15 protein-coding genes and 1 pseudogene are annotated in these 21,167 nt (G+C 63.3%); 10 read left to right on the top strand and 6 right to left on the bottom strand.

Annotated elements, in window-relative coordinates; all coding sequences use genetic code 11:
* Positions 1-93: 93 nt before the first annotated feature.
* Positions 94-1,620 (bottom strand): PPE family protein, encoded by a 1,527-nt coding sequence (locus tag BST12_RS11300; RefSeq protein ID WP_083113213.1) that lies wholly within the window; start codon positions 1,618-1,620, stop codon positions 94-96.
* Between the two features lie 174 nt (positions 1,621-1,794).
* Between BST12_RS11300 and BST12_RS11295 the strand changes: the two genes are divergently transcribed.
* The 8 genes and pseudogenes from BST12_RS11295 (at position 1,795) to BST12_RS11260 (ending at position 11,865) form a co-directional block, all read left to right on the top strand.
* Positions 1,795-2,568: a COG4705 family protein gene (locus BST12_RS11295; RefSeq protein ID WP_083113212.1), complete on the top strand. Its 774-nt coding sequence runs from the start codon at positions 1,795-1,797 to the stop codon at positions 2,566-2,568.
* A gap of 373 nt (positions 2,569-2,941) precedes the next feature.
* Positions 2,942-4,096, top strand: a complete 1,155-nt coding sequence (locus tag BST12_RS11290) for a nitrate/nitrite transporter (protein WP_083113302.1) — start codon at positions 2,942-2,944, stop codon at positions 4,094-4,096.
* Complete coding sequence (locus BST12_RS11285) at positions 4,093-7,773, top strand: nitrate reductase subunit alpha (protein ID WP_083113211.1); 3,681 nt, start codon at positions 4,093-4,095, stop codon at positions 7,771-7,773. The genes BST12_RS11290 and BST12_RS11285 overlap by 4 nt, the downstream gene beginning before the upstream one ends.
* Entirely contained in the window at positions 7,773-9,425 is a 1,653-nt protein-coding gene (gene narH, locus BST12_RS11280) for a nitrate reductase subunit beta (RefSeq protein ID WP_083113210.1), read from the top strand. Before BST12_RS11285 ends, narH begins: the two co-directional genes overlap by 1 nt.
* Complete coding sequence (gene narJ, locus BST12_RS11275) at positions 9,422-10,063, top strand: nitrate reductase molybdenum cofactor assembly chaperone (RefSeq protein WP_211281257.1); 642 nt, start codon at positions 9,422-9,424, stop codon at positions 10,061-10,063. Before narH ends, narJ begins: the two co-directional genes overlap by 4 nt.
* Positions 10,053-10,781: pseudogene (narI, locus tag BST12_RS11270) on the top strand (respiratory nitrate reductase subunit gamma); the annotation flags it as partial. The gene narJ and the pseudogene narI, both read left to right, overlap by 11 nt.
* Positions 10,782-11,278: 497 nt before the next feature.
* Complete coding sequence (locus BST12_RS11265; RefSeq protein WP_083113207.1) at positions 11,279-11,527, top strand: ribbon-helix-helix protein, CopG family; 249 nt, start codon at positions 11,279-11,281, stop codon at positions 11,525-11,527.
* Complete coding sequence (locus tag BST12_RS11260) at positions 11,521-11,865, top strand: type II toxin-antitoxin system PemK/MazF family toxin (protein ID WP_083113206.1); 345 nt, start codon at positions 11,521-11,523, stop codon at positions 11,863-11,865. The genes BST12_RS11265 and BST12_RS11260 overlap by 7 nt, the downstream gene beginning before the upstream one ends.
* Positions 11,866-12,102: 237 nt before the next feature.
* Here the strand turns inward: BST12_RS11260 and BST12_RS11255 are convergent, their stop codons facing one another.
* Positions 12,103-12,561, bottom strand: a complete 459-nt coding sequence (locus BST12_RS11255; protein WP_083113205.1) for a prevent-host-death protein — start codon at positions 12,559-12,561, stop codon at positions 12,103-12,105.
* Positions 12,562-13,092: 531 nt separating this feature from the next.
* Between BST12_RS11255 and BST12_RS11250 the strand changes: the two genes are divergently transcribed.
* A complete protein-coding gene (locus BST12_RS11250) occupies positions 13,093-14,850 on the top strand; it encodes a PPE domain-containing protein (protein ID WP_264063298.1) in 1,758 nt (585 codons plus the stop codon).
* Positions 14,851-16,508: 1,658 nt separating this feature from the next.
* Here the strand turns inward: BST12_RS11250 and BST12_RS11240 are convergent.
* The 3 genes from BST12_RS11240 to BST12_RS31960 all read right to left on the bottom strand — a co-directional run bounded on the left by BST12_RS11240 (position 16,509) and on the right by BST12_RS31960 (position 17,475).
* Complete coding sequence (locus tag BST12_RS11240; protein WP_083113202.1) at positions 16,509-16,820, bottom strand: type II toxin-antitoxin system PemK/MazF family toxin; 312 nt, start codon at positions 16,818-16,820, stop codon at positions 16,509-16,511.
* The gene (locus tag BST12_RS11235; protein WP_019971094.1) at positions 16,810-17,043 is read right to left on the bottom strand and encodes a hypothetical protein; all 234 of its coding nucleotides are present in this window, start codon (positions 17,041-17,043) and stop codon (positions 16,810-16,812) included. Before BST12_RS11235 ends, BST12_RS11240 begins: the two co-directional genes overlap by 11 nt.
* 258 nt (positions 17,044-17,301) lie before the next feature.
* Entirely contained in the window at positions 17,302-17,475 is a 174-nt protein-coding gene (locus BST12_RS31960; RefSeq protein ID WP_170062099.1) for a hypothetical protein, read from the bottom strand.
* Between the two features lie 119 nt (positions 17,476-17,594).
* Between BST12_RS31960 and BST12_RS34840 the strand changes: the two genes are divergently transcribed.
* Complete coding sequence (locus tag BST12_RS34840) at positions 17,595-17,723, top strand: hypothetical protein (RefSeq protein ID WP_372511110.1); 129 nt, start codon at positions 17,595-17,597, stop codon at positions 17,721-17,723.
* A 126-nt stretch (positions 17,724-17,849) separates the two neighbouring features.
* On the opposite strand, the gene BST12_RS11225 is transcribed toward BST12_RS34840, so the two are convergent.
* Complete coding sequence (locus BST12_RS11225; RefSeq protein ID WP_083113201.1) at positions 17,850-21,134, bottom strand: helix-turn-helix transcriptional regulator; 3,285 nt, start codon at positions 21,132-21,134, stop codon at positions 17,850-17,852.
* Between the last annotated feature and the right edge of the window lie 33 nt (positions 21,135-21,167).

The raw sequence follows: 21,167 nt of genomic DNA, 5'->3' as shown, positions 1-21,167 counted from the left end.
CTCCGATTTCGCGACGTAGCCGATACATTGCCACATCGGATACGGCCGAACCACTTCGGCTCCATGAGGGTCGCCGCCCCCAGGTTGAGGCGCCTACCTGGTGATGTGGAAGGGTCCGATGCCGATCAGGTTGTCGCCGGTGAGGAAGGCGCCCAGGTTGTGGTTGCCGACGTTGAAGAAGCCCTGGTTGAAGGTGCCGTGGTTGCCTGCGCCCAATAGTGCCAAGGGGCCCAGGGGTAGGCCGCTGTTGTTGGATCCGACGTTGGCGATGCCGACGTTGTTGATGCCGTTGTTGAGCAGGCCCAGGCTGCCGAATTGGGTGATGGGGTTGGTGGGGGTGAAGTGCGGGCTGGTGTTGCCGAAGCCGATGTTGACGCTGCCGCTGTTCCATCCGCCGACGTTTTCGAGACCGTTGTTGGCGATGCCCACGCCGCCGAACAGGGTGATCGGGTCGGTGGGGGTGAAGTTGGGGCTGGTATTGGAGATGCCGAAGTTCAGCGTGCCGTCGTTGAAGAACCCGATGTTGCCCTGGCCGACGTTGCCGTAGCCGTAGTTGGGCAACTCGCCGGCGCCGGGCAGCAGTCCGGACAGGGCGCTGCTGTTGATGTGGAAGGGCCCGACGCCGATCAGGTTGTCGCCGGTGAGGAAGGCGCCCAGGTTGTGGTTGCCGACGTTGAAGAAGCCCTGGTTGAAGGTGCCGTGGTTGCCTACGCCCAATAGTGCCAAGGGGCCCAGGGGTAGGCCACTGTTGTTGGATCCGACGTTGGCGATGCCGACGTTGTTGATGCCGTTGTTGAGCAGGCCCAGGCTGCCGAATTGGGTGATGGGGTTGGTGGGGGTGAAGTGCGGACTGGTGTTGCCGAAGCCGATGTTGACGCTGCCGGTATTCCATCCGCCGACGTTGAAGACGCCATTGTTGGCGATGCCCACGCCACCGAACAGGGTGATCGGGTCGGTGGGGGTGAAGTTGGGGCTGATGTTGTTGATGCCGAAGTTCAGCGTGCCGTTATTGAAGAAGCCCACGTTGCCCTGGCCGACGTTGCCGTAGCCGTAGTTGGGCAACTCACCCGCGGCGGACGACACCAGCCCGGACATCGTGTTGCCGAACGCCTGGGCCGGCGCAAGTAACTGTGCGGCCGCGGCCGAGGCTCCGGCGTGGTAGCCGACCATCGCGGCCACGTCCTGGGCCCACATCTCTTCGTAGATGCTTTCGGCGGCCGCGATCGCGGGGGCGTTCTGTCCGAACAGATTCGACAGCACCAGGGACACGAAGTTGGAACGATTGGCCGCTATCAGCCCGGGGTGCACCGTGGCCGCCAGTGCGGATTCGAAAGCACCGGCGACGGCCTGAGCCTGAGCGGACGTACCGGACGCTTGCGTTGCTGCGTTGCTCAGCCAGCCGGCATACGGCGCGGCCGCAGCCAGCATCGCCTGAGACGCGGCACCCTGCCATGCCTGGCCGGCCAACCCGGAGGTCGTCGAGGTGAACGACTCCGCCGCCGAATCGAGTTCGGAGGCCAACGCGTTCCAGGCGGCCGCGGCCTCCAACATCGGAGCCGAGCCGGCGCCGGAAAACATCCGCAGGGAATTGATTTCTGGTGGCAGCACCAGGAAGTTCATCAGCCACTACCTTTCTAACCCGATATAGCCCGATACGGCCGTAGTCTGAAGCGTCGTGTCACACACGATACATATTCATATCCGATCCGATGGGTTATTCAATACATTCTCAGATAGGTTCCGCAGAGCTATACCGTGTGATAGCGTGACGACCTTTTCTCGCCCGAACACCGCATGAGCGATGCCAGGAGCCAGGCGCTCACCAAGGTGCCCGCGGTCACTCTGGGCTTTTGGGTGATCAAGATCTTGGCGACGACATTGGGGGAGACGGGCGGCGACACCGTCACCATGACCCTGAATTGGGGTTATGTGGCCGGGGTAGCGCTATTCGGTGCCGCGCTGGTGGTGCTAGTGGCCGCGCAGATCTACGCGAAGCATTTCCATGCGAGTCTGTACTGGGCGACGATCGTGGCATCGACGACGTTCGGCACCACCCTGGCCGATTTCGCCGATCGGTCGCTGGGGATCGGCTACACGGGCGGATCACTACTGCTTCTTGCTTGCCTCTTGACGACCTTGGCGTGTTGGCGTTGGTCGCAGGGAACCGTCTCGGTCAGCAGCGTTTCGACGCCGAAGGTAGAGGCGTTCTACTGGGCGACCATCACGTTTTCCCAAACGCTGGGCACTGCGCTGGGGGACTGGCTCGCCGACACTCGCGGATTTGGTTACGAACGTGGCGCTTTGGTCTTCACCGCGGCCCTTGTCGTGGTCGTGGCCCTCTATTTCTGGACCGGTATCTCACGTGTCGTCTTGTTCTGGGTCGCATTCATTCTGACCCGGCCACTGGGCGCGACGGTTGGTGATTTCGTTGACAAGCCGGTGGCCGAGGGCGGCCTAGCGTTGAGTCGTCCGCTGGCCTCAGCGGTTATCGCTGCGATAATCGTCGTGCTGATCGTTGTTCTGCCGCAACGTCCCGGGCAGCACCCCGGGCAGATCGAAAAGGCCTGAGAGGCAAGTCGTCTCACCGAAATCGCGCAGCGGTGCCGAGCGGGTAGTGAACGCGGCAGCCCGAATGCCGACTGATCGACCCGACCGCCACGGACGCGGGCTACGTGCTGACCGCCGCCAGCCTGCAGACCCCGACCCTTCAGTGACATTCGGCCTCACACGGCAGGTACTTGGCCCCTCACTGGAACCGGGTTGCCGATGTTTACATAGCGTCATGTCGAAGAAGAACGCTCAACGGGCTAGGCTCGGCAAGGTTTTTCCCGGAGTTCGCGCCTGCGACGGCGCGGCGTGATTATCTGAGCCGGTGAACATTGTGGACCGGTCAGTAGCCGCGCCGCAGCGAGTGAATCTGGTGTTGGCCACGTGGGTGTCGATGGTGTGCTTTTGGGCGTGGAATGCGATCGGACCAATGTCGACCACCTACGCCAAGGAGATGCACCTGAGCAGTGCCGCGGCATCGTTGCTGGTTGCCACGCCGATTCTGGTGGGGTCGCTGGGCCGCATCGTTACCGGACCGCTGACGGACCGCTTCGGTGGGCGGGTCATGCTGATCGCGGTGTCGTTGGTGGCGATCGGTCCGGTCCTCGGTGTAGGAGCGGCCGCGGCGGCGAAGTCGTTTCCACTGCTGCTGGTGTTCGGATTTCTCCTCGGTCTGCCGGGCACCATATTTGCGGTCGGCATCCCGTTCGCCAACAACTGGTATGAGCCGGCTCGTCGTGGTTTCGCCACGGGCGTGTTCGGGATGGGCATGGTCGGCACGGCGGTGTCGGCGTTTTTCACGCCGCGCTTCGTGCGCTGGTTCGGGCTGTTCACCACCCACGTCATCATTGCGGTGTTGTTGGCACTGACCGCGTTGGTGGGTATCGCGGTGCTGCGCAACGCTCCATATTTCGTGCCTAACACCGATCCGGTACTGCCAAAACTCAAGGCCGCCGCGCGGCTGCGGGTCACCTGGGAGATGGCGTTGCTCTACGCGGTGGTGTTCGGTGGATTCGTCGCGTTCAGCACCTATCTGCCCACCTACATCAAAACCATCTACGGGTTCTCCCCGGTCGATGCCGGAGCGCGCACCGCGGGGTTCGCGTTAGCCGCGGTGCTGGCCCGCCCGGTGGGTGGGGCGCTGGCCGACCGCATCGCCCCCAAATACGTTGTGCTGGCCTCGTTGGCCGGCGTGGCGGTGATGGCGCTGGTCGCGGTGTTTCAACCGCCGCCGGACAAATGGTCGGCGGTCACGTTCATCACGCTGGCAGTGTTCTTGGGCATCGGTACCGGCGGAGTGTTCGCCTGGGTGGCCCGTCGGGCACCAGCGTCATCGGTAGGCTCGGTCACCGGAATAGTCGCTGCCGCGGGAGGATTGGGCGGCTACTTCCCGCCGCTGGTAATGGGTGCCACCTACGATCCGGTACACAACAACTACACGATCGGGCTGCTGCTGTTGGTGATCACCGCGGTGCTGGCGTTCGGCTACACAGCCCTGCGGCTGAAATCTCATGAGCGCGTGGGTGAGCCGGACAAGGCGCCCGCATGAGGCCCCGCACTGGTGGAGTTCTCGAGGAGCTGCTCGAGCTCAGCGGCCGCTTCTTCACACCGGGCGAGTTCTCCGACGATCTGCGGACGGTGACACGCCAGGGTGGCCGCGAGGGCGATGTGTTCTACCGCGACCGCTGGAGTCACGACAAGGTCGTCCGCTCCACGCATGGGGTCAACTGCACCGGATCGTGCTCGTGGAAGATCTATGTCAAGGACGGCATCATCACCTGGGAGACCCAGGAAACCGACTATCCCTCGGTCGGCCCGGACCGCCCCGAATATGAACCGCGCGGTTGCCCGCGCGGTGCGGCGTTCTCTTGGTACACCTACTCGCCGACCCGGGTGCGCCACCCGTACGCGCGTGGCGTATTGGTCGAAATGTATCGAGAAGCCAAGGCACGGTTGGGCGATCCGGTGCTGGCATGGGCCGATATCCAGGCCGATCCGCAGCGGCGGCGCCGCTACCAGAATGCCCGCGGCAAGGGTGGATTGGTGCGTGTGACGTGGACCGAAGCGTCCGAGATGATCGCGGCCGCACATGTGCACACGATCAAGACGTACGGCCCGGACCGGGTAGCGGGTTTCTCGCCGATACCCGCGATGTCGATGGTCAGCCACGCGGCCGGATCGCGATTCGTCGAGCTGATCGGCGGCGTGATGACGTCATTCTACGATTGGTACGCCGACCTGCCGGTGGCCTCGCCGCAGGTGTTCGGGGATCAAACCGACGTCCCGGAGTCCGGAGACTGGTGGGACGCAAACTATTTGGTGATGTGGGGCTCCAACGTTCCGGTTACCCGCACCCCCGATGCGCATTGGATGGCCGAGGTGCGCTATCGCGGCACCAAGGTCGTCACGGTCAGCCCTGACTATGCTGACAACACCAAATTCGCCGACGAGTGGATGCCGTGCGCGGCAGGCACCGACGGTTCACTGGCGATGGCGATGGGTCACGTGATCCTGTCGGAATGCTTTGTGCACAAACGGGTTCCGTTCTTCGTCGACTACGTACGCCAGTACACCGACCTGCCCTTCCTGGTGAAACTCGAGCGCCGCGGCGATACCTTGGTGCCCGGAAAGTTCCTCACCGCCGCCGATCTCGGTACCGACGCGGGAGCCGTAGAGAACTCTGCGTTCAAACCCGCACTGCTGGACGGTGCCACCGACACGGTGGCGGTGCCGCACGGCTCCCTGGGCTTCCGGTTCGGCGCTGACGGCGTAGGCAAGTGGAATCTGGATCTGGGCGATTTGGTGCCAGCGCTCACGGTCGCCCACCACGACAGCAGCGAGACCGCCGTCATCGAACTGCCGTGTTTCGCCACGACCGACGGGCACGGCACGACGCTGAGTCGCGGGGTGCCGGTGCGGCAGGTGGGTGAACACCTGGTGTGCACCGTGTTCGACCTGATGCTTGCCCAGTACGGGGTGGCTCGACCGGGACTGCCCGGCGAGTGGCCATCCGGTTACGACGACGCGGCGACTCCCTACACGCCGGCCTGGCAAGAGGCCATCACGGGGGTGTCGGCAGCGCAGGCGATTCGGGTTGCACGCGAATTCGCCCGCAACGCGGAGGAATCGGGTGGCCGGTCGATGATCATCATGGGCGCAGGAATCTGCCAATGGTTCCACGGCGACGCGACCTACCGTGCCGTATTGTCGCTGCTGCTGCTCACCGGATCGATGGGCCGCAACGGTGGCGGCTGGGCGCATTATGTCGGTCAGGAGAAGTGCCGGCCGGTGACGGGCTGGGCGACGATGGCGATGGCCACCGACTGGTCGCGCCCGCCGCGGCAGATGGCCGGCACGTCGTACTGGTACGTCCACACCGACCAGTGGCGGTATGACGGCTATCGTGCCGACGCGTTGGCCAGCCCGGTCGGCCGCGGCCGGTTCACCGGGAAACACACGATGGACGTGATGGCGTCGGCGGTCGCCATGGGCTGGACGCCGTTCTACCCGCAGTTCGATCGCTCCAGCCTGGATGTTGCCGACCAAGCACGCGCGGCGGGCCAAGACATCGGCGGCTATGTCGCCGACCAACTCGCGTCGGGGGAACTGCGGCTTGCCGTCACCGACCCGGACAACCCGGCGAACTGGCCGCGGGTGCTCAACGTATGGCGGGCCAACCTGATGGGCTCGTCGAGCAAGGGCAACGAATACTTCCTGCGTCACCTACTCGGTACCACGGCCAACCTCCAAGCCGAGCCCGCTCCGAAAGCGTTGTGGCCCAACGACATCGCCTGCGGTGCTGACATACCGGAGGGCAAACTCGATCTGCTGATGTCGATCGACTTCCGGATGACGTCGACCACCCTGCTCTCAGATGTCGTGCTGCCGGCGGCCACCTGGTACGAAAAGGCCGACCTGTCCAGCACCGACATGCACCCGTTCGTGCACGCGTTCAGCCCGGCGATCGACCCGCCGTGGGAGACACGTTCGGACTACGAGGCATTCGGCGCGATCGCTCGATCGTTTTCGGCGCTGGCACGTGACCATCTGGGTACCCGCACTGACGTCGTCCTCGGCGCACTGCAACACGACACCCCGGCTGCGATGGCCTATCCCTCGGGAACCCAACATGATTGGCGGTCGGCCGGGGAGGTCCCGGTGCCGGGTAAGACGATGGGCCCGGTGGTTGTGGTGGAGCGCGACTACACCGCGATCGCCGACAAGTGGGCCGCGCTGGGCCCCCTGGTGGACACGCTGGGACTGACCACCAAGGGGCTGACCACGCATCCCACCAAAGAAGTCGACGAGCTGGCCGCCCGGTTCGGTGTAATGGATTCCGGTGCGGCCGAAGGCCGGCCGGCGATCACGACGGCGGCGCATATGGCCGACGTCATCCTGGCTCTGTCGGGTACGACTAACGGCAGGCTCGCGGTCGAGGGATTCCGCGAACTGGAGGAGCGCACCGGGCGGTCGCTGGTGCACTTGGCCGAAGGCAGTGAGGAACGCCGAATCACCTACGCCGATACCCAGGCTCGTCCGATGCCGGTGATCACCAGCCCGGAGTGGTCGGGCAGCGAAACCGGTGGGCGCCGGTATGCGCCATTCACCGTGAACATCGAGGAGCTCAAGCCATTTCACACGTTGACCGGGCGGATGCACTTCTACCTCGACCACGATTGGCTCGAGGAACTGGGCGAACAACTGCCCGTCTATCGGCCGCCGCTGGACATGTCGCGGCTGTTCGGCGATCAGCACGTCGACGACGGGGTCGCACTGACCGTGCGCTATCTGACTCCCCACTCCAAATGGTCGATTCACTCCGAATACCAAGACAACCTGTTGATGCTGTCGCTGTCGCGGGGCGGGCCCACCATGTGGATGAGTCTGCCCGATGCCGCGAAAATCGGTGTGTCCGACAATGATTGGGTAGAGGCCGTCAACCGGAACGGTGTCTTGGTGTGCCGGGCCATCGTGACCCACCGGATGCCCGACGGCGTCGTCTACGTTTACCACGCTCAGGAACGCACCATTGACACCCCGCTGTCAGAGACGACGGGTAACCGTGGCGGGATCCACAATTCGCTGACGCGGCTACTCATCAAGCCCAGTCACCTGGCCGGCGGTTATGCGCAGACGTCGTTCGCGTTCAACTACCTTGGCCCAACCGGCAACCAACGTGATGAAATCACCGTCGTGCGTCGCCGGTCGCAGGAGGTGCAGTACTGATGAAAGTCATGGCACAGATGGCGATGGTGATGAACCTCGACAAATGCATCGGCTGCCACACCTGTTCGGTCACCTGCAAGCAGGCCTGGACAAACCGGCCAGGAACCGAGTACGTCTGGTTCAACAACGTCGAAACCCGTCCGGGACAAGGGTATCCGCGTACCTACGAAGACCAGGACCGCTGGCGCGGCGGCTGGAAGCGCGACCGGCGCGGCCGGCTGCGGCTGCGCGACGGCGGGCGCGTCGCCAAGCTGCTGCGCATCTTCGCCAATCCGAAGATGCCGGCCATCACCGACTATTACGAGCCGTGGACGTACGACTACGAAAACCTCATCAACGCTCCTTTGGGGGAGCAAATGCCGGTCGCGCCGCCGCGCAGCCTGATCAGCGGCAAGCCGATGAAGGTGTCCTGGTCGGCCAATTGGGACGACAACCTCGCCGGCTCGGCTGAGATCCTGCCCGACGACCCGGTGCTGAAAAACGTTAGCGCACAGGTCAAGTTGCAGCTCGAGCAGACATTCATGTTTTACCTGCCCCGGATCTGCGAGCACTGCCTCAACCCGTCTTGCGTGGCGTCCTGTCCTTCCGGGGCGATGTACAAACGCACCGAGGACGGGATCGTGCTGGTCGACCAGGACCGGTGCCGGGGCTGGCGGATGTGCGTATCGGGCTGTCCCTACAAGAAGGTGTACTTCAACCACAAGACCGGCAAGGCCGAAAAGTGCACGCTGTGTTACCCGCGACTCGAGGTGGGGCTGCCAACGGTCTGCTCGGAAACGTGCGTGGGCCGGCTGCGCTACCTCGGTCTGGTCCTCTATGACGTTGACGCCGTATCGGCGGCTGCCTCGGTGGAAAACGACCAGGAGCTGTACGAGGCACAGCGACGAATTTTGCTGGACCCCAACGATCCTCACGTCATCGCCGCCGCCCGGTCCGAAGGTATCTCCGACGAATGGATCGAGGCCGCGCAGCGTTCACCGGTGTACGCGCTGATCAACACGTATCGGGTGGCGCTGCCGCTGCATCCGGAGTTCCGCACGATGCCCATGGTGTGGTACATCCCGCCGCTGTCACCGGTGGTCGACGCGATCAGTCGCGACGGGCACGACGGCGAGGAGCTGGGAAACCTGTTCGGAGCGATTGAGGCGCTGCGCATTCCAATCGAGTATCTGGCTGGGCTGTTCACCGCCGGCGATACTGCCGTCGTCGAGTCGGTGTTGCGGCGGCTGGCCGCGATGCGCTCCTACATGCGCGACATCAGCCTCGGCCGCCAGACCCAGCCGCACATCCCGCAATCGGTGGGGATGACCGAGGAACAGATCTACGAGATGTACCGCCTGCTGGCGCTCGCCAAATACGAAGAGCGCTACGTCATTCCAACCGCATACCCGGTGGAGGGGGAGAGCGTCGAGGAGCCCGGCTGCGCTCTGTCGTTCGACGGCGGGCCGGGGATGTACGAATCAGGGCCGTTCGGAGAGGCTAGTGGGGGACCGGTGCCGGTCGCGGTCGAGACCTTCCACGCATTGCGGCACCGGCAGACGACTGAGGGTATGGCCGCCAACGCCGCACGGCCGTCGCGGGTCAACCTGCTCAACTGGGACGGCCGTGGCGTACCGGTGGGCATGTTCCCGGGTGAGGGTTCGCAGCAATGAGGAAACCCGCGATGCAGGACAGGTTGGTGTGGCAGTGCGCGTCGCTGCTGCTCGGGTATCCCGACCCCAAGCGTCTCGCCGACGCCGAAGGGTTGTTAGTCCACATCAAAGGTGCCCAGGCGGAACGTCTTCGGCGCACAGCACGGGCGTTAGGTTGCGCCGGTCCGATCACACAGGCCACCGATTACGTCGACACGTTCGACCTGCATCGTCGCACCACGATGTACCTGACCTATTGGACTGCGGGCGACACCCGCAACCGCGGCACCGCGATGCTGCAATTCACGGCTGCCTATCGCGAGGCCGGCGTCGCACCGCCCAACGACGAGGCGCCCGACTACCTGCCCGTCGTGCTCGAGTTCGCCGCGAGCGTAGACCCCAGTGCTGGACGGCGGTTGCTGATCGAGCACCGACTGGCCATCGACGTCCTGCATCAAGCGCTCGTCGACGCCGACTCGCCATATCAGCACGCCGTCGCCGCCGTGCTGACCACACTGCCGGCCACGACCGATACCGAGGCGCGACGGGCCCGTCGGCTCGCCGAGGCTGGTCCGCCCATGGAAGCCGTTGGCTTGCAGCCATTCACGTTGACCGTGCCGCCCAGACGCCCGGAAGGAGCCCGCCGGAGTGCTCGGTGAAATCTTTTGGGACGTCGCGCCCTATTTGACCCTCGCGATCGCCGTAGTTGGCAGCGTGTGGCGTTACCGCTACGACAAGTTCGGCTGGACCACGCGATCCTCCCAGCTTTACGAGGTCCGGTTGCTGCGCATCGCCAGTCCGCTGTTCCACTTCGGCATCCTCGTGGTAGTGGCCGGGCATGTGATCGGTCTAGTGATTCCCGAGTCATGGACCCGCGCGGTCGGCATGAGCGAACACACCTATCACCTGCAGGCCATCGCGCTGGGCACCATCGCCGGAATAGCAACGCTCGTCGGCGCGGCATTGCTGATCGCCCGGCGACGTACCACCGGCCCGGTGTTCACGGCGACGACAGCCAACGACAAGGTGATGTACGTCGTGCTGGTGGCGGCGATCGGTGCGGGCCTATACGCCACAGCTTTGGGCTCCGGTGTGTTCGGTCAGGCGTACAACTACCGCGAATCGATATCGGTTTGGTTCCGCTCGATCTGGATGTTGCAGCCCCGCGGCGACCTGATGGCCGAGGCGCCGTTGTACTACCAACTACACGTGCTCATCGGTCTCGCGCTGTTCGCGTTGTGGCCCTTCACCCGCCTAGTGCACGCGTTCAGCGCACCCGTCGGATACCTCTTCCGGCCGTACATCATTTACCGCAGCCGAGGCGCCAGGCATCATCGCGACGTCATCGCGACGCGTGCGCGCCAGCGCGGATGGTGACTGAATAGTCTCTGTGGTTCGATCAAAGCCCTTGTGCGACAAGACAATACGTCACAGTGACGTATTGGCGGAAGTGGGGTTGCGCGCCCCGGACAAGGAGGTGACGGGTTGGGGAGATGCGGCCGCGGCTCAGGACGCACATCGGACACTTTCTGGAACACCCGGAAAACCGGACTTCCAATTCGGTGGGCGTGGCGTACAGAATCTTGATGGGAATCCGCTCGCGCTTATGAGGTCAGATGGGACGATCGAGGCACACCATACCGCCAGCGCATCACGACGGTAAATCGATGACTTTCCGACCGCGGGTGGCGCGGTCAACGCAGTAGCTGGAAAGCCCCACGGGCCCAATGTAATTCGTCACAGTGACGTATTGCCGGCCTGCGCCGGGACGGCAATGTAGCGGGTGCTTCAGAGGTGCGAGTTGCCCGAGCTGGGCGGTCGTAGCGACCGCCCCACGTCAGCCCGCTCGGGTTATACCGGGTTATACTACCTGTATGAAAACAGCTATCTCTCTCCCTGATGAGACGTTCGATCGTGTCTCCCAGCGTGCGAGGGACCTTGGCATGAGTCGATCCGAGTTCTTTACCCGAGCTGTGCAGCGCTACCTGGACGAGTTGGACGCCCAATCGCTGACTGGACAGATCGACAGTGCTCTAGGGCGCCTCCATGGCACCGACGAGGCGGAGACCGCCGCCGTTGCCATCGGGCGTCGCGTGTTGGACGCCGTGGACGATGAGTGGTGATGAACCGCGCTGATATCTACTGGGCTGACCTTGGACCGCCGTCCGGAAGCCGCCCCGCCAAGCGCCGCCCGGTGCTGGTAGTCCAATCCGATCCGTACAACGCCAGTCGCCTTGCGACTGTGCTCGCCGCGGTAATTACCTCAAACACCACGCTGGCGACGATGCCTGGCAACGTGTTCTTGCCCGCAACCGCAACAGGGCTCCCACGCGATTCGGTTGTCAACGTCACGGCGCTTGTCACGCTGAACAAGACTGACCTCACCGATCGAGTTGGGGATGTACCGCCCAGCCTGATGCACGAGGTCGACCGCGGGCTTCGTCGTGTGCTGGACCTCTAACCGCCCGCTAATGCAACTCGCAACAGTCATTTGCCGATAAGCGACATTATGTCAAGTTAACTACGTCGTATTCGATTATCTGCCTGTCCACCCAAGATGTTTGGGCGGCATGCCACGAATTGTCATCTCGATGGGCTCCGGCCCGGTCGGACTATTAGAGCTGCATTGCGGAGTGGCTTATACAGCAGCTAATCCCTGCGGGACGAGGGACCAATTCGCCGCGCTTGGCGGCCACGGCTACGGCCGCTCTACGACGGCGTCGTCATCGTCCAACCACTCCGGCTCGCCCCGGTTGAGGCCGGCGGCGATGGCGGTCGCGGTCTCCTTCCACGAGGTCAGTTCCGCGAGCACGAGATGAGGCTGGTCAGTGGAGAACGACGCCCGTGCGGCTTCGACGAGGTCCTGGGCGCAGGTGGCCCGGTCGTCGGGTGACAGTGCGAGCATCCACGGAAAGGCTCTGGACATCCGCTCGGCGAGCGGACCGTTGTCGTCCACCGCCACGCCGATGAGCTGCGCGGCGAATTGGAGCATGCGGTTGCGGCTTTCCGCCTCGCGCTGCGACATGAGCACGAGCGCCTCGCCGTCACGACGAGTCACCGTGACTGGGTGGTCCTCCGCCTCGGCGAACACCTCTGCGGAGTGCTTGCTCAGGTCCGAGGAGCGGCGCGTGGTGGCGCGGAGGGCTGCTGTGGTCATATCGACATGATATTCGGAACGTGTTCGGAAGTCCAATGTGCGGCGGACCAGATCAACTTCCCGTTGATCGAGGTGCAAGGACTGTCGCTCCGCTAGCAAACAATCGACTCCCCTGGACCTCAACCTCGGCGGGCCCTATGCGTGCCGCCGTACTGGAAGGTCAACTATGTGGTCACCAACCGTTCCCACGTGGCCCCCGACCGACACCACAACGCAGGAATACGGCGGAATCGAATATGGCGTGCTACCAGTAGTAAGTTGGTTATTCGCATGTAATGCGAATACGTCTGCTTGTGGTTGTCCCGTCTCGGCACATCTGGCGGAGATCGCATTCAATCTGACGGTCGTCAGATTGCAAGGGGCGTCTCACTCAAGATGGCGGGTGCTTAGCACGTGGCGTCGCGGAAACCTCCTCTGCAAAGAATTCTCACAATTTTTGAAAACGACACGTGGTCTAACAGCGGCGTCATATCGTCTGTCAAGTCGGGTAGGGCGCCGTCACACAAGACGGGGTTACTGGAGGTCAGCGCGGTGAACTTTTCGGTTCTTCCTCCAGAGATCAACTCTCTGCGGATGTACCTCGGCGCTGGGTCAGCGCCCCTGCTCGAGGCCTCAGCGGCCTGGTCGGGTCTTGCCGATGAATTGGGTACGGCCGCGGACTCGTTTTCCTCGGTGACCTCGAACCTGGCCGGGCAAGCCTGGCAGGGTCCGGCTTCCCAGGCCATGGCCAGGGCGGCGCGTCCGTACGCCGAATTCCTGCGGGCCGCTTCCCTGCGCGCCACCACTACGTCATCTGGCGCACGAACGGTGGCCAGCATATTCGAGGCGGCCAAGGCCGCCACCGTTCACCCCGAAATCATCGCGGCCAATCGGCAAGCCTTCGTGCAGGCCGTGCGCACCAACATCTTCGGCTTCAACGCGCCCTTCATCGCCGCCGCCGAGGCGGCCTATGAGGAGTTCTGGGCCACCGATGTCGCCGCGTTGGTCGGCTATCACGGTGGAGCCTCAGCGGTGGCCGCGCAATTGTCGTCCTGGCAGCAGACACTGCAGCACCTGCCGGGCATCGGGCAACTCTTGGGCGGCGCACCTTCCGGGGCCGCTACGGCCGCCCCTACCGACCCCAACATCGGTGTAGGCAACAAGGGCGGTGGCAACATCGGTAGCGGCAATAACAGCGGCACCGGTGCGGGCAACGTCGGCAACGGCAACAAGGGCAGCGGCAACTTCGGTAGCGGTAACCGCGGCAACGGCAACATCGGCTTCGGGAACAGGAGCCCCCGCACCACCGGCGTGCGAGGCAACGTCGGTTTGGGCAACTTCGGTGCGGGCAACTTCGGTGCGGGCAACTTCGGAAACAACAACGTCGGCTTCGGCAACGGCGCAGGCCCTGTCCCCGGCCTCGCCAACAGCAACTTCGGGCTGGGCAACTCCGGTAGCTTCAATCAGGGCGGCGGCAACACCGGCATCGGAAACATCGGAGCGGGCAACACCGGCACCAACAACATCGGCTTCGGTAACACCGGCAACAACAACCTCGGGATCGGGCTGACCGGCAACAACCAGGTGGGCATCAACCTGGCCGGGCTGCTGAACTCGGGCAACGGCAACATCGGGCTCTTCAACTCCGGCACCAACAACATCGGATTCTTCAACTCAGGGGACGGCAACGTCGGCATCTTCAACTCGGGCCGCAACCTCACTGCTGCCACCCTGGGCGACATCCAGAGCATCGGCATCGGCAACTCCGGCTTCGGCCACCTCGGCGCCGGCAACTCCGGCCGAGCATCATTCGGCTTCGGCAACTCGGGCTTTTTGGACACCGGCATCGGCAACTCGGGCGCCTACTCTACCGGGTTCGGGAATTCGGGAGTAGTAAACACCGGCTTCGGCAATTCCGGACAATTCAACACCGGCTTCGGCAATTCAGGCAGTGTCAACACGGGTGCCTGGAACTCCGGGAACTTCAACACCACCGTCGGCTCCACCACCGATGTCAGCGCCACGACATCGGGCTTCGGCAACACCGGTACCAACGTCTCAGGCTTCAACAACTCCGGCTCCGGCGGAGGGGTGAACGGCAATATCTCGGGCTTCTTCAATAGCGCCAGCGGCGGATCGGCTCAAAACGGGAATCTTTCTGGCTTGTTCAACGCTGGTGTGTCGGTTGCCCACCTGCCCTTCTTCACAGACCCTGGCGTCGTCAGCGGCTTCGGCTCCGGGGTGCTCAACACGGGCACCGGCTTCATCGGCCTGCTCAACATCGCTCAACTGCTCAAGCAACTGGGGTAGCCTCGGGTACCTCTGCAATGGAGAGGCAGAGGATGTTCCTCGGTGCGGGCTGGGCGCCCATGATGAATGCGGCCCCGGCCTGCAATGGGCTGGTCGGCGACATCAGCACGGCTGCAGCACCTTTCACATCGGTGACCTCCGGTCTGACAGCACCGGCGAGGATGTCCCGAGTTCCGTGGAACTTCCGGGTGAGCATCAGGCTGCGCTCACCTCGTCATTGTGCACGACGGGTCCGACAGATTCAGCGAAATCGAATATGGCTGTGATAATAACTGCCCGCTGTGGAGGGACTTGCGTTGCGTCACAGGCTGATTCGCCTCGACGCGGGTGCGGTTGCTCCGCCGAGATAGATCGGCGCCGGCTGGGCTCTGTAGCGATGTCTGGGTGACGCTGACCTGCGTTTTCGACGCGTCGGATTGCCCCCTATAGAGGGTTTTGTCAGGGTTGACGATCCACGCAACTCAAGCCATGTTCCCGGCACAATAAATGTTAAGGTAGTTACAACCACGTCATTTCCAGTCCCGTCAATTACTACAACTGCGCAGCTTTGGCGGATAAACCCATGGCCACTTCCACCAGTTCCTATAGGAGTTGGTCTCCCTGGCGAGGCTTTCAATGCAACCGAGTGCGAGGCATTTTCGAGCACAATCTGCGTCCCAGGCCAATATTACGGCACAGGTATTGGTGTGATTATAGCTCCGCCAGGATATATTCCGCCGGTTACCGGTGCCGCGAATACGGGCAATACCCGTCAGATTTTCTGTTGACATGAACGCCGCCTATCAGTGGGTAGTAGACGCCATCCCGGAATTTAAGTATGACGTGGGTTCCCCGATACCCCCAGTTTTTGAATCGTATGCCCGGTTGTTCCATCCCGCGTATCGTGGCGGACAAACGCCAACCGATCATGGTAGTACCACTGTTTCATGGCACGCGGTGGCAGAGACTAATGGTCGAGTCGCACACCCAGCCATGGAATGGGGATCAATCGTTGGCTCATGGAGTGCCCGGAGTCAAACAGGGCTATGGGATCGTCCGCCAGATCATGGTCGGCTTCCCGCCGAGGCCACTGAGGAGCTCAGTCGCCTATTACAGCAATGCTCTGGCGTCAAAAGTGTGATGTACGCGCTATGGAGAGGGTACGCCGGGATTGAAATAGACAGTGCTGAGCTATTTGAACTCCCGCTTCGTCCGATGGCCGTGATAAATGGGTCAATCGACGATGCCACGGAGCCATTCGGGATACCGGGTCGTACCGCGAATCTTTGGTGGGCAACCGATCATCAATGGTGTGTAGCCACGGACATCGACTTGTTGACGACATATGTCGGTGGCAGCGCGCAATGCATGGAAGCTATAGCAGCTAGCAGTGCCTTGGAAGCCGTAGTGGTCACGAGCAGTCAGCGGATAACCTGGGATGCGGACACACTTAATCCCCTCCCCGATCCTCCTGGTGGCGTGCGGAATCCAGTGTAAATCGGGCGGTACAGGTTCTGGCTTCGGAGAGACAGTCCAGCTCCGGCCGCCTAGGTGTCGAGGAATTGGACGCATCTTGACCGCCGATATCCAGTGAAGTACGCCGTATTACCCTGTGGTACATCGGTTTTCGATACCGGCCGTACTGACAACATCTATTGGCTATCGAGGCTGTCCGGCGCTCATAGATCGAGGACGATGCGCAGTGCCGCATCAACGCGCCGCATCTCATCGAAGCTTAGGAACCCGACGCTCGTGCCGAGTCGGCCCGGGTCGACTGCGGCGGCCTGTTCGGCAAGCACGCGGGTGTTCACGCCGCCGATTTCAACTTCGGGACGAAAGCTGGCGGCACGAGCCGACGTGGATGTTGGTGCAACCAGCCACGTCGACAGGGGCAGTTGATGTGACTGGACTACTACGGCGTAGCGGGAACCGGACTGCTCGTGACCGCGACTCCCCCGCGGGGCACGCAACTGAAAGACCTCACCACGCACGCAACGTCTCCATGTCGCGTAGTACCTGCATGGCCTCAGCGCGGTCGGACTCGTCTTCAGCAAGCCTTTCCGCCTCGGCACGGATCGCCGCGCCGGCCTTCCGTCGTGCAGCATCGATAAGAGCAGATCGAACGGCTACGGACACGGCGGTTCCGTCTTTGGTCAAGACCTCCAGCGCCTTCGATGTGTCTTCGTCGGGCCTGAAGGTGATCGTGTCAGCCATTGCAACAGTGTACGACGTTTTGTAAGACGACCGCTGGATCCGCATGAGCGTTCTTCATCCAGCAGCGGCAACCCCAGCAGCGCGTATCCACCGAATACCGGTGTGGCCGGTAGCAAACAGGACATGCGCGTCTGGATCGTCTCGGCCATTGCTCTCAGTGGCACCCGGGCCACTATAAAGATCAGGGGCTCCAGTCCTGCCCAGCGCTCGCGTCGGCGCTCGATTCAGGTGGAATACGACGGAATCGTATATGGCGGGTTACCAGTAAACTACTCGGTTTTCATCACGATCCGACACTATCTGCACCGGCACGATTTCGGTCCGCGCGATCGCTTGCTCGCGGTCGGCGGCCAGTGCGATACGGCGCGGATCAGACATGTAACGGTCCATCGCCTCGATGATCGTATTCGCCGCGATCAACTCCGGCTTCACCCAAATGCTTGGCCGGCTACGCCGGACCTAAATGTGGTGCGGCGAGGTAAATCCCCTGAGCGGGAAGCGTTTTGGGCCACTCGCCGAAGTGCAGAACCTGCTTGACTTGTGGATTGTGGGTGTGGCAGAACAAGCCGCACACGGGGCTGCGCCATCCCGCGATGACCAAGAAGGATCTGACTCCCAACGAGGCCTATGCCGCGCTGGCTGCCGCCAACCCAGCTGCGACGGGAGTCCCTCCCGCATGAACTCCGCGCCTCCTCAACACGCAGCGTCACAGTAGACTTCTGCGAGTTATTTTGCATCACAACAGTTATCAGCGCGACTGGCGACGTGGAAGACAGCGCGTTGGATGCGCCAGTGCGGCGGCGGTGTTATGTGCGGCGCGCTGCCTCCTGCGCGAGCTGTAGGCGCGAGGTCAGGTCCAGTTTGGTGTAGATGTGGGTCAGGTGGGCCTGCACTGTGCGGGGGGAGATGAACAACCGCGCAGCCACCTCCTTGTTGCCCAGGCCTTCACTCACGAGCCTCACGACGTCGAGTTCGGCGCGGGTGAGCGACGCCCAGCCGCTGCTGGCGCGCTTACGCTCACCGCGACCGCGCAGTGCGTAGGCGGTCGCGTCCTCGATCGTTAGCGCCGCCCCCTCGGCCCATGCTGCGTCGAAGTCGTTCTCGCCCAGAGCATGCCGAAGCGCCGCGGTCGTTGCCTCGTCGCCCTCATCGAAAATCTTGAAGCGGACCATGCCCATCTGCTGACGGGCTGCATCCGCCGCCCCGAAAAGACGAGCCGCGAGAACATGGTTGTCGTTTTGCGCCGCGACGGTCGCCAGGCAGTCGAGGTCGAATGGCACAAGGAGGTCACCGCCGAGGCGGGCGGTCAACTCGAGCGCGTCGTAGGCGTCGCGTTCGGCGGCGTCGAGCTCGCGCCGTGCGATGCCAACGCGAGCGCGTGACGTCAATGCTGCAGCGAGACTCCAGGCTCTGGTAGCCGACACCACATCGTCTGCCCAGCGGCCGGCCGCCGAAAGATCACCGCAAGCCATGGGGGCCAGGGCCGCAAAGATTTGCAGCGGAACCATCTGGCCGTGCATTCCGGTGATCTCGCGCACCGCTTCAAATGCCTCCCACGCTGCGGCAGCGTTGCCAGCGGCCAGGTGTACATAGCCGAAGGCCGAGTGGACCGCCGCAAGGTGGGCATGAAACGAGTCGGACGAGCGTTCAAGGGCCACTTCGGCTGCTTCTCTAGCCCGTTCAGTGTGCCCTTGGTAGGCCAGCGCCATCGCCTGGCACGCTGATACATGGACCCAGAACAACCCGTCACGCGCTTCGGTTAGTTCCTCGTCCATCTCGCGAAGCTGGGTGAGAGCGCCATTCAGGTCACCGCGCAGGATCCGCGTCCAGCCCGCGACGTAACTGAATTGGCGCGACAAGGATCCGGCGCCGATGTTCTGTGCGATCCGATTTCCCTCCTCGGCAGCCGCCTCCCCCACGATGAGTTCGCCGAACAGGACCGCGAACGTCGCCTCCAAGAAGAGTGTCTGCCCCAACCACCATGAATCGCCGATGCCCCGGGCGAGGTCAGCCGCCTCGGCGAAGTACGCGCCACCCTTCTCGAGGTCGTCGTTGGCGAAGCAACCACAGGCTGTCAGTGCCCGCGCCACGAGCGCCGGATCGCCGAGCTCGCGTGCCGATACCAGAAGCTGCTCGGTGTCAAGACCGACCGCGATACCTGTGAACCCCAGCAAGGCGGCTCTAGCCACCGATGCCCGCACACGAGCCGCCGATTCCTCGGCGCTCTCGGAGTCTTCGTCAGCGAGGGCGGCGTCGAGCCAGTCCAGTCCTTCCTGCATGCGGCGCCGTGTCACCCAAAGCGGTAACAACGCCGCCGCGAGCGTCTGCGCCAGGTCGGGCCGCGCCCCTTCTCTACTCCACGCGAAGGCAGCGCGCAGATTGTCGATTTCGGTTTCGGCGTGTTCGATGCGCTGTTCGTGGCCGGAGCTCGCCGGTGCATCGAGAAGCCTGACCTGTGAGGTGTAGTGGTCGCGGTGGCGCGCGCGTACCTCGTCGCCTTCGCGGGACTCATGCAGCTTCTCCTGGGCGTACTGGCGCACCGTTTCCAGCAGCCGATACCGCGTTCCATGTCGGGTGTCTTCCGCGACCACAAGCGACTTGTCGACAAGCAGCGTCAACTGGTCGAGCACTTGGTAGCGCTCCGCGTCGGCGCCGCCGGCGACAGCCTGCGCGGCGTCGACATCGAACCCGCCGAAAAACACCGCCAGCCGTCGGAACAACACCTGTTCAGACTCGCTCAACAAAGCGTGCGACCAGTCCACCGATGCGCGCAATGTCTGTTGGCGGCGCACCGCAGTGCGTGCGCCGCCGGTCAGAAGCCGGAAGGTATCGCGCAGGCTGTCGAGGATCTCTGTCGGTGACAACGCGCGAACGCGGGCAGCGGCGAGTTCGATGGCCAGTGGCAAGCCGTCAAGCCGTCGACAGATCTCGGTCACCGTGTCGGCGTTATCGTGGGTGACTCGGAATTCGGGCTTGGTTCGACGGGCACGATCGCCGAACAGCTCAACCGCTTCGTTGGTGAGCGATAGCGAAGGCACCCGCCAGGTCACCTCACCGGCCACGCCGATCGGCTCGCGACTGGTGGTCAGCAGCGTCAACGCCGAGCACAATTGCAACAGGTCGGTGATCAAGTCGGCGCTGGCGTCGAGCAAGTGCTCACAGTTGTCGATCAGCACCAGCATCTGCCGGTCGCGAATGAATCGACGTATCACGTCGATCGTTTGCCGGCCGGGATGATCGGGCAGGCCCAGCGCGCGTGCCACGGTCACAGTCACGACGTCCGGATCGGTGATCGGTGCCAAGTCGACATACCAGACCCCGTCCGCGAACTCAGTGGCGATGTTCGCCGCGACCTGCACCGCCAACCGCGTCTTACCCGCACCGCCCGCGCCGGTCAGCGTGACGAGCCGGTGTCGGGCAAGCGCGTCACGGATGCCGCTTATCTCCGCCTCGCGCCCGATGAAACTCGTCAACTGAATCGGAAGATGCTCGGCTGCAAGCACATTGGCCGTGCGCACAGGCGGAAAATCGTTGTGCAGATCGGGGTGACACACTTGCACGACTCTCTCGGGCCGGGGTAGGTCACGCAGCGGGTAGGTGCCGAGGTCCGTCAACGTGACGTCCGGCGGAAGTTGGTCGAGGACAAGCGGTTCGGTAGCACCCGACAGCACCGTCTGCCCGCCGTGGGCCAGGTCGCGCAGCCGGGCGGCGCGATTGATCGTCGGGCCGATGTAGTTCCCCTCGTCGCGAAGGTTCACATCGCCGGTGTGCACGCCGATACGCAGCTTGATCGGCGCGAGCGGTGCCCGCTGCAATTCGAGCGCGCATGCCACTGCGTCGGCGGCTCGAGGGAATGCGATGACGAAGCTGTCGCCCTCGCCCTGTTCGACTGGGCGAACCCCGCCATGGGCCGTTACCGTCTCGGACAGCGTCAGGTCGAGGCGCTCGACGGCGGCTCTCATGGCCTCAGGCTGGGTCTCCCACAACCGCGTCGAACCTTCGACGTCGGCTAGTAGCAGCGTGACCGTTCCAGTCGGAAGCTCGCTCATGTCCAGGTTCTTCCAGCTAGTTTCGCTCATGCTAGACAGCATGCGGTGATGTCGATTGCCGAAACATCAGCGAAA

Source organism: Mycobacterium angelicum (genome assembly GCF_002086155.1).
Taxonomy (GTDB): Bacteria; Actinomycetota; Actinomycetes; order Mycobacteriales; family Mycobacteriaceae; genus Mycobacterium; species Mycobacterium angelicum.
The sequence above is the reverse complement of the archived record's forward strand: the minus strand, read 5'-3'. Positions and strand labels throughout refer to the sequence as shown.

What these genes read in the sequence shown, in the direction of transcription:
- BST12_RS11285 (WP_083113211.1), top strand. Translation starts at nt 4,093, where the DNA reads ATGAGGCCCCGCACTGGTGGAGTTCTCGAGGAGCTGCTCGAGCTCAGC.
- narH (WP_083113210.1), top strand. Translation starts at nt 7,773, where the DNA reads ATGAAAGTCATGGCACAGATGGCGATGGTGATGAACCTCGACAAATGC.
- BST12_RS11265 (WP_083113207.1), top strand. Translation starts at nt 11,279, where the DNA reads ATGAAAACAGCTATCTCTCTCCCTGATGAGACGTTCGATCGTGTCTCC.
- BST12_RS11235 (WP_019971094.1), bottom strand. Translation starts at nt 17,043, where the DNA reads ATGGCTGACACGATCACCTTCAGGCCCGACGAAGACACATCGAAGGCG.
- BST12_RS11225 (WP_083113201.1), bottom strand. Translation starts at nt 21,134, where the DNA reads ATGCTGTCTAGCATGAGCGAAACTAGCTGGAAGAACCTGGACATGAGC.
- BST12_RS11295 (WP_083113212.1), top strand. Translation starts at nt 1,795, where the DNA reads ATGAGCGATGCCAGGAGCCAGGCGCTCACCAAGGTGCCCGCGGTCACT.
- BST12_RS11255 (WP_083113205.1), bottom strand. Translation starts at nt 12,561, where the DNA reads ATGACCACAGCAGCCCTCCGCGCCACCACGCGCCGCTCCTCGGACCTG.
- narJ (WP_211281257.1), top strand. Translation starts at nt 9,422, where the DNA reads ATGAGGAAACCCGCGATGCAGGACAGGTTGGTGTGGCAGTGCGCGTCG.
- BST12_RS11300 (WP_083113213.1), bottom strand. Translation starts at nt 1,620, where the DNA reads ATGAACTTCCTGGTGCTGCCACCAGAAATCAATTCCCTGCGGATGTTT.
- BST12_RS11290 (WP_083113302.1), top strand. Translation starts at nt 2,942, where the DNA reads ATGGTGTGCTTTTGGGCGTGGAATGCGATCGGACCAATGTCGACCACC.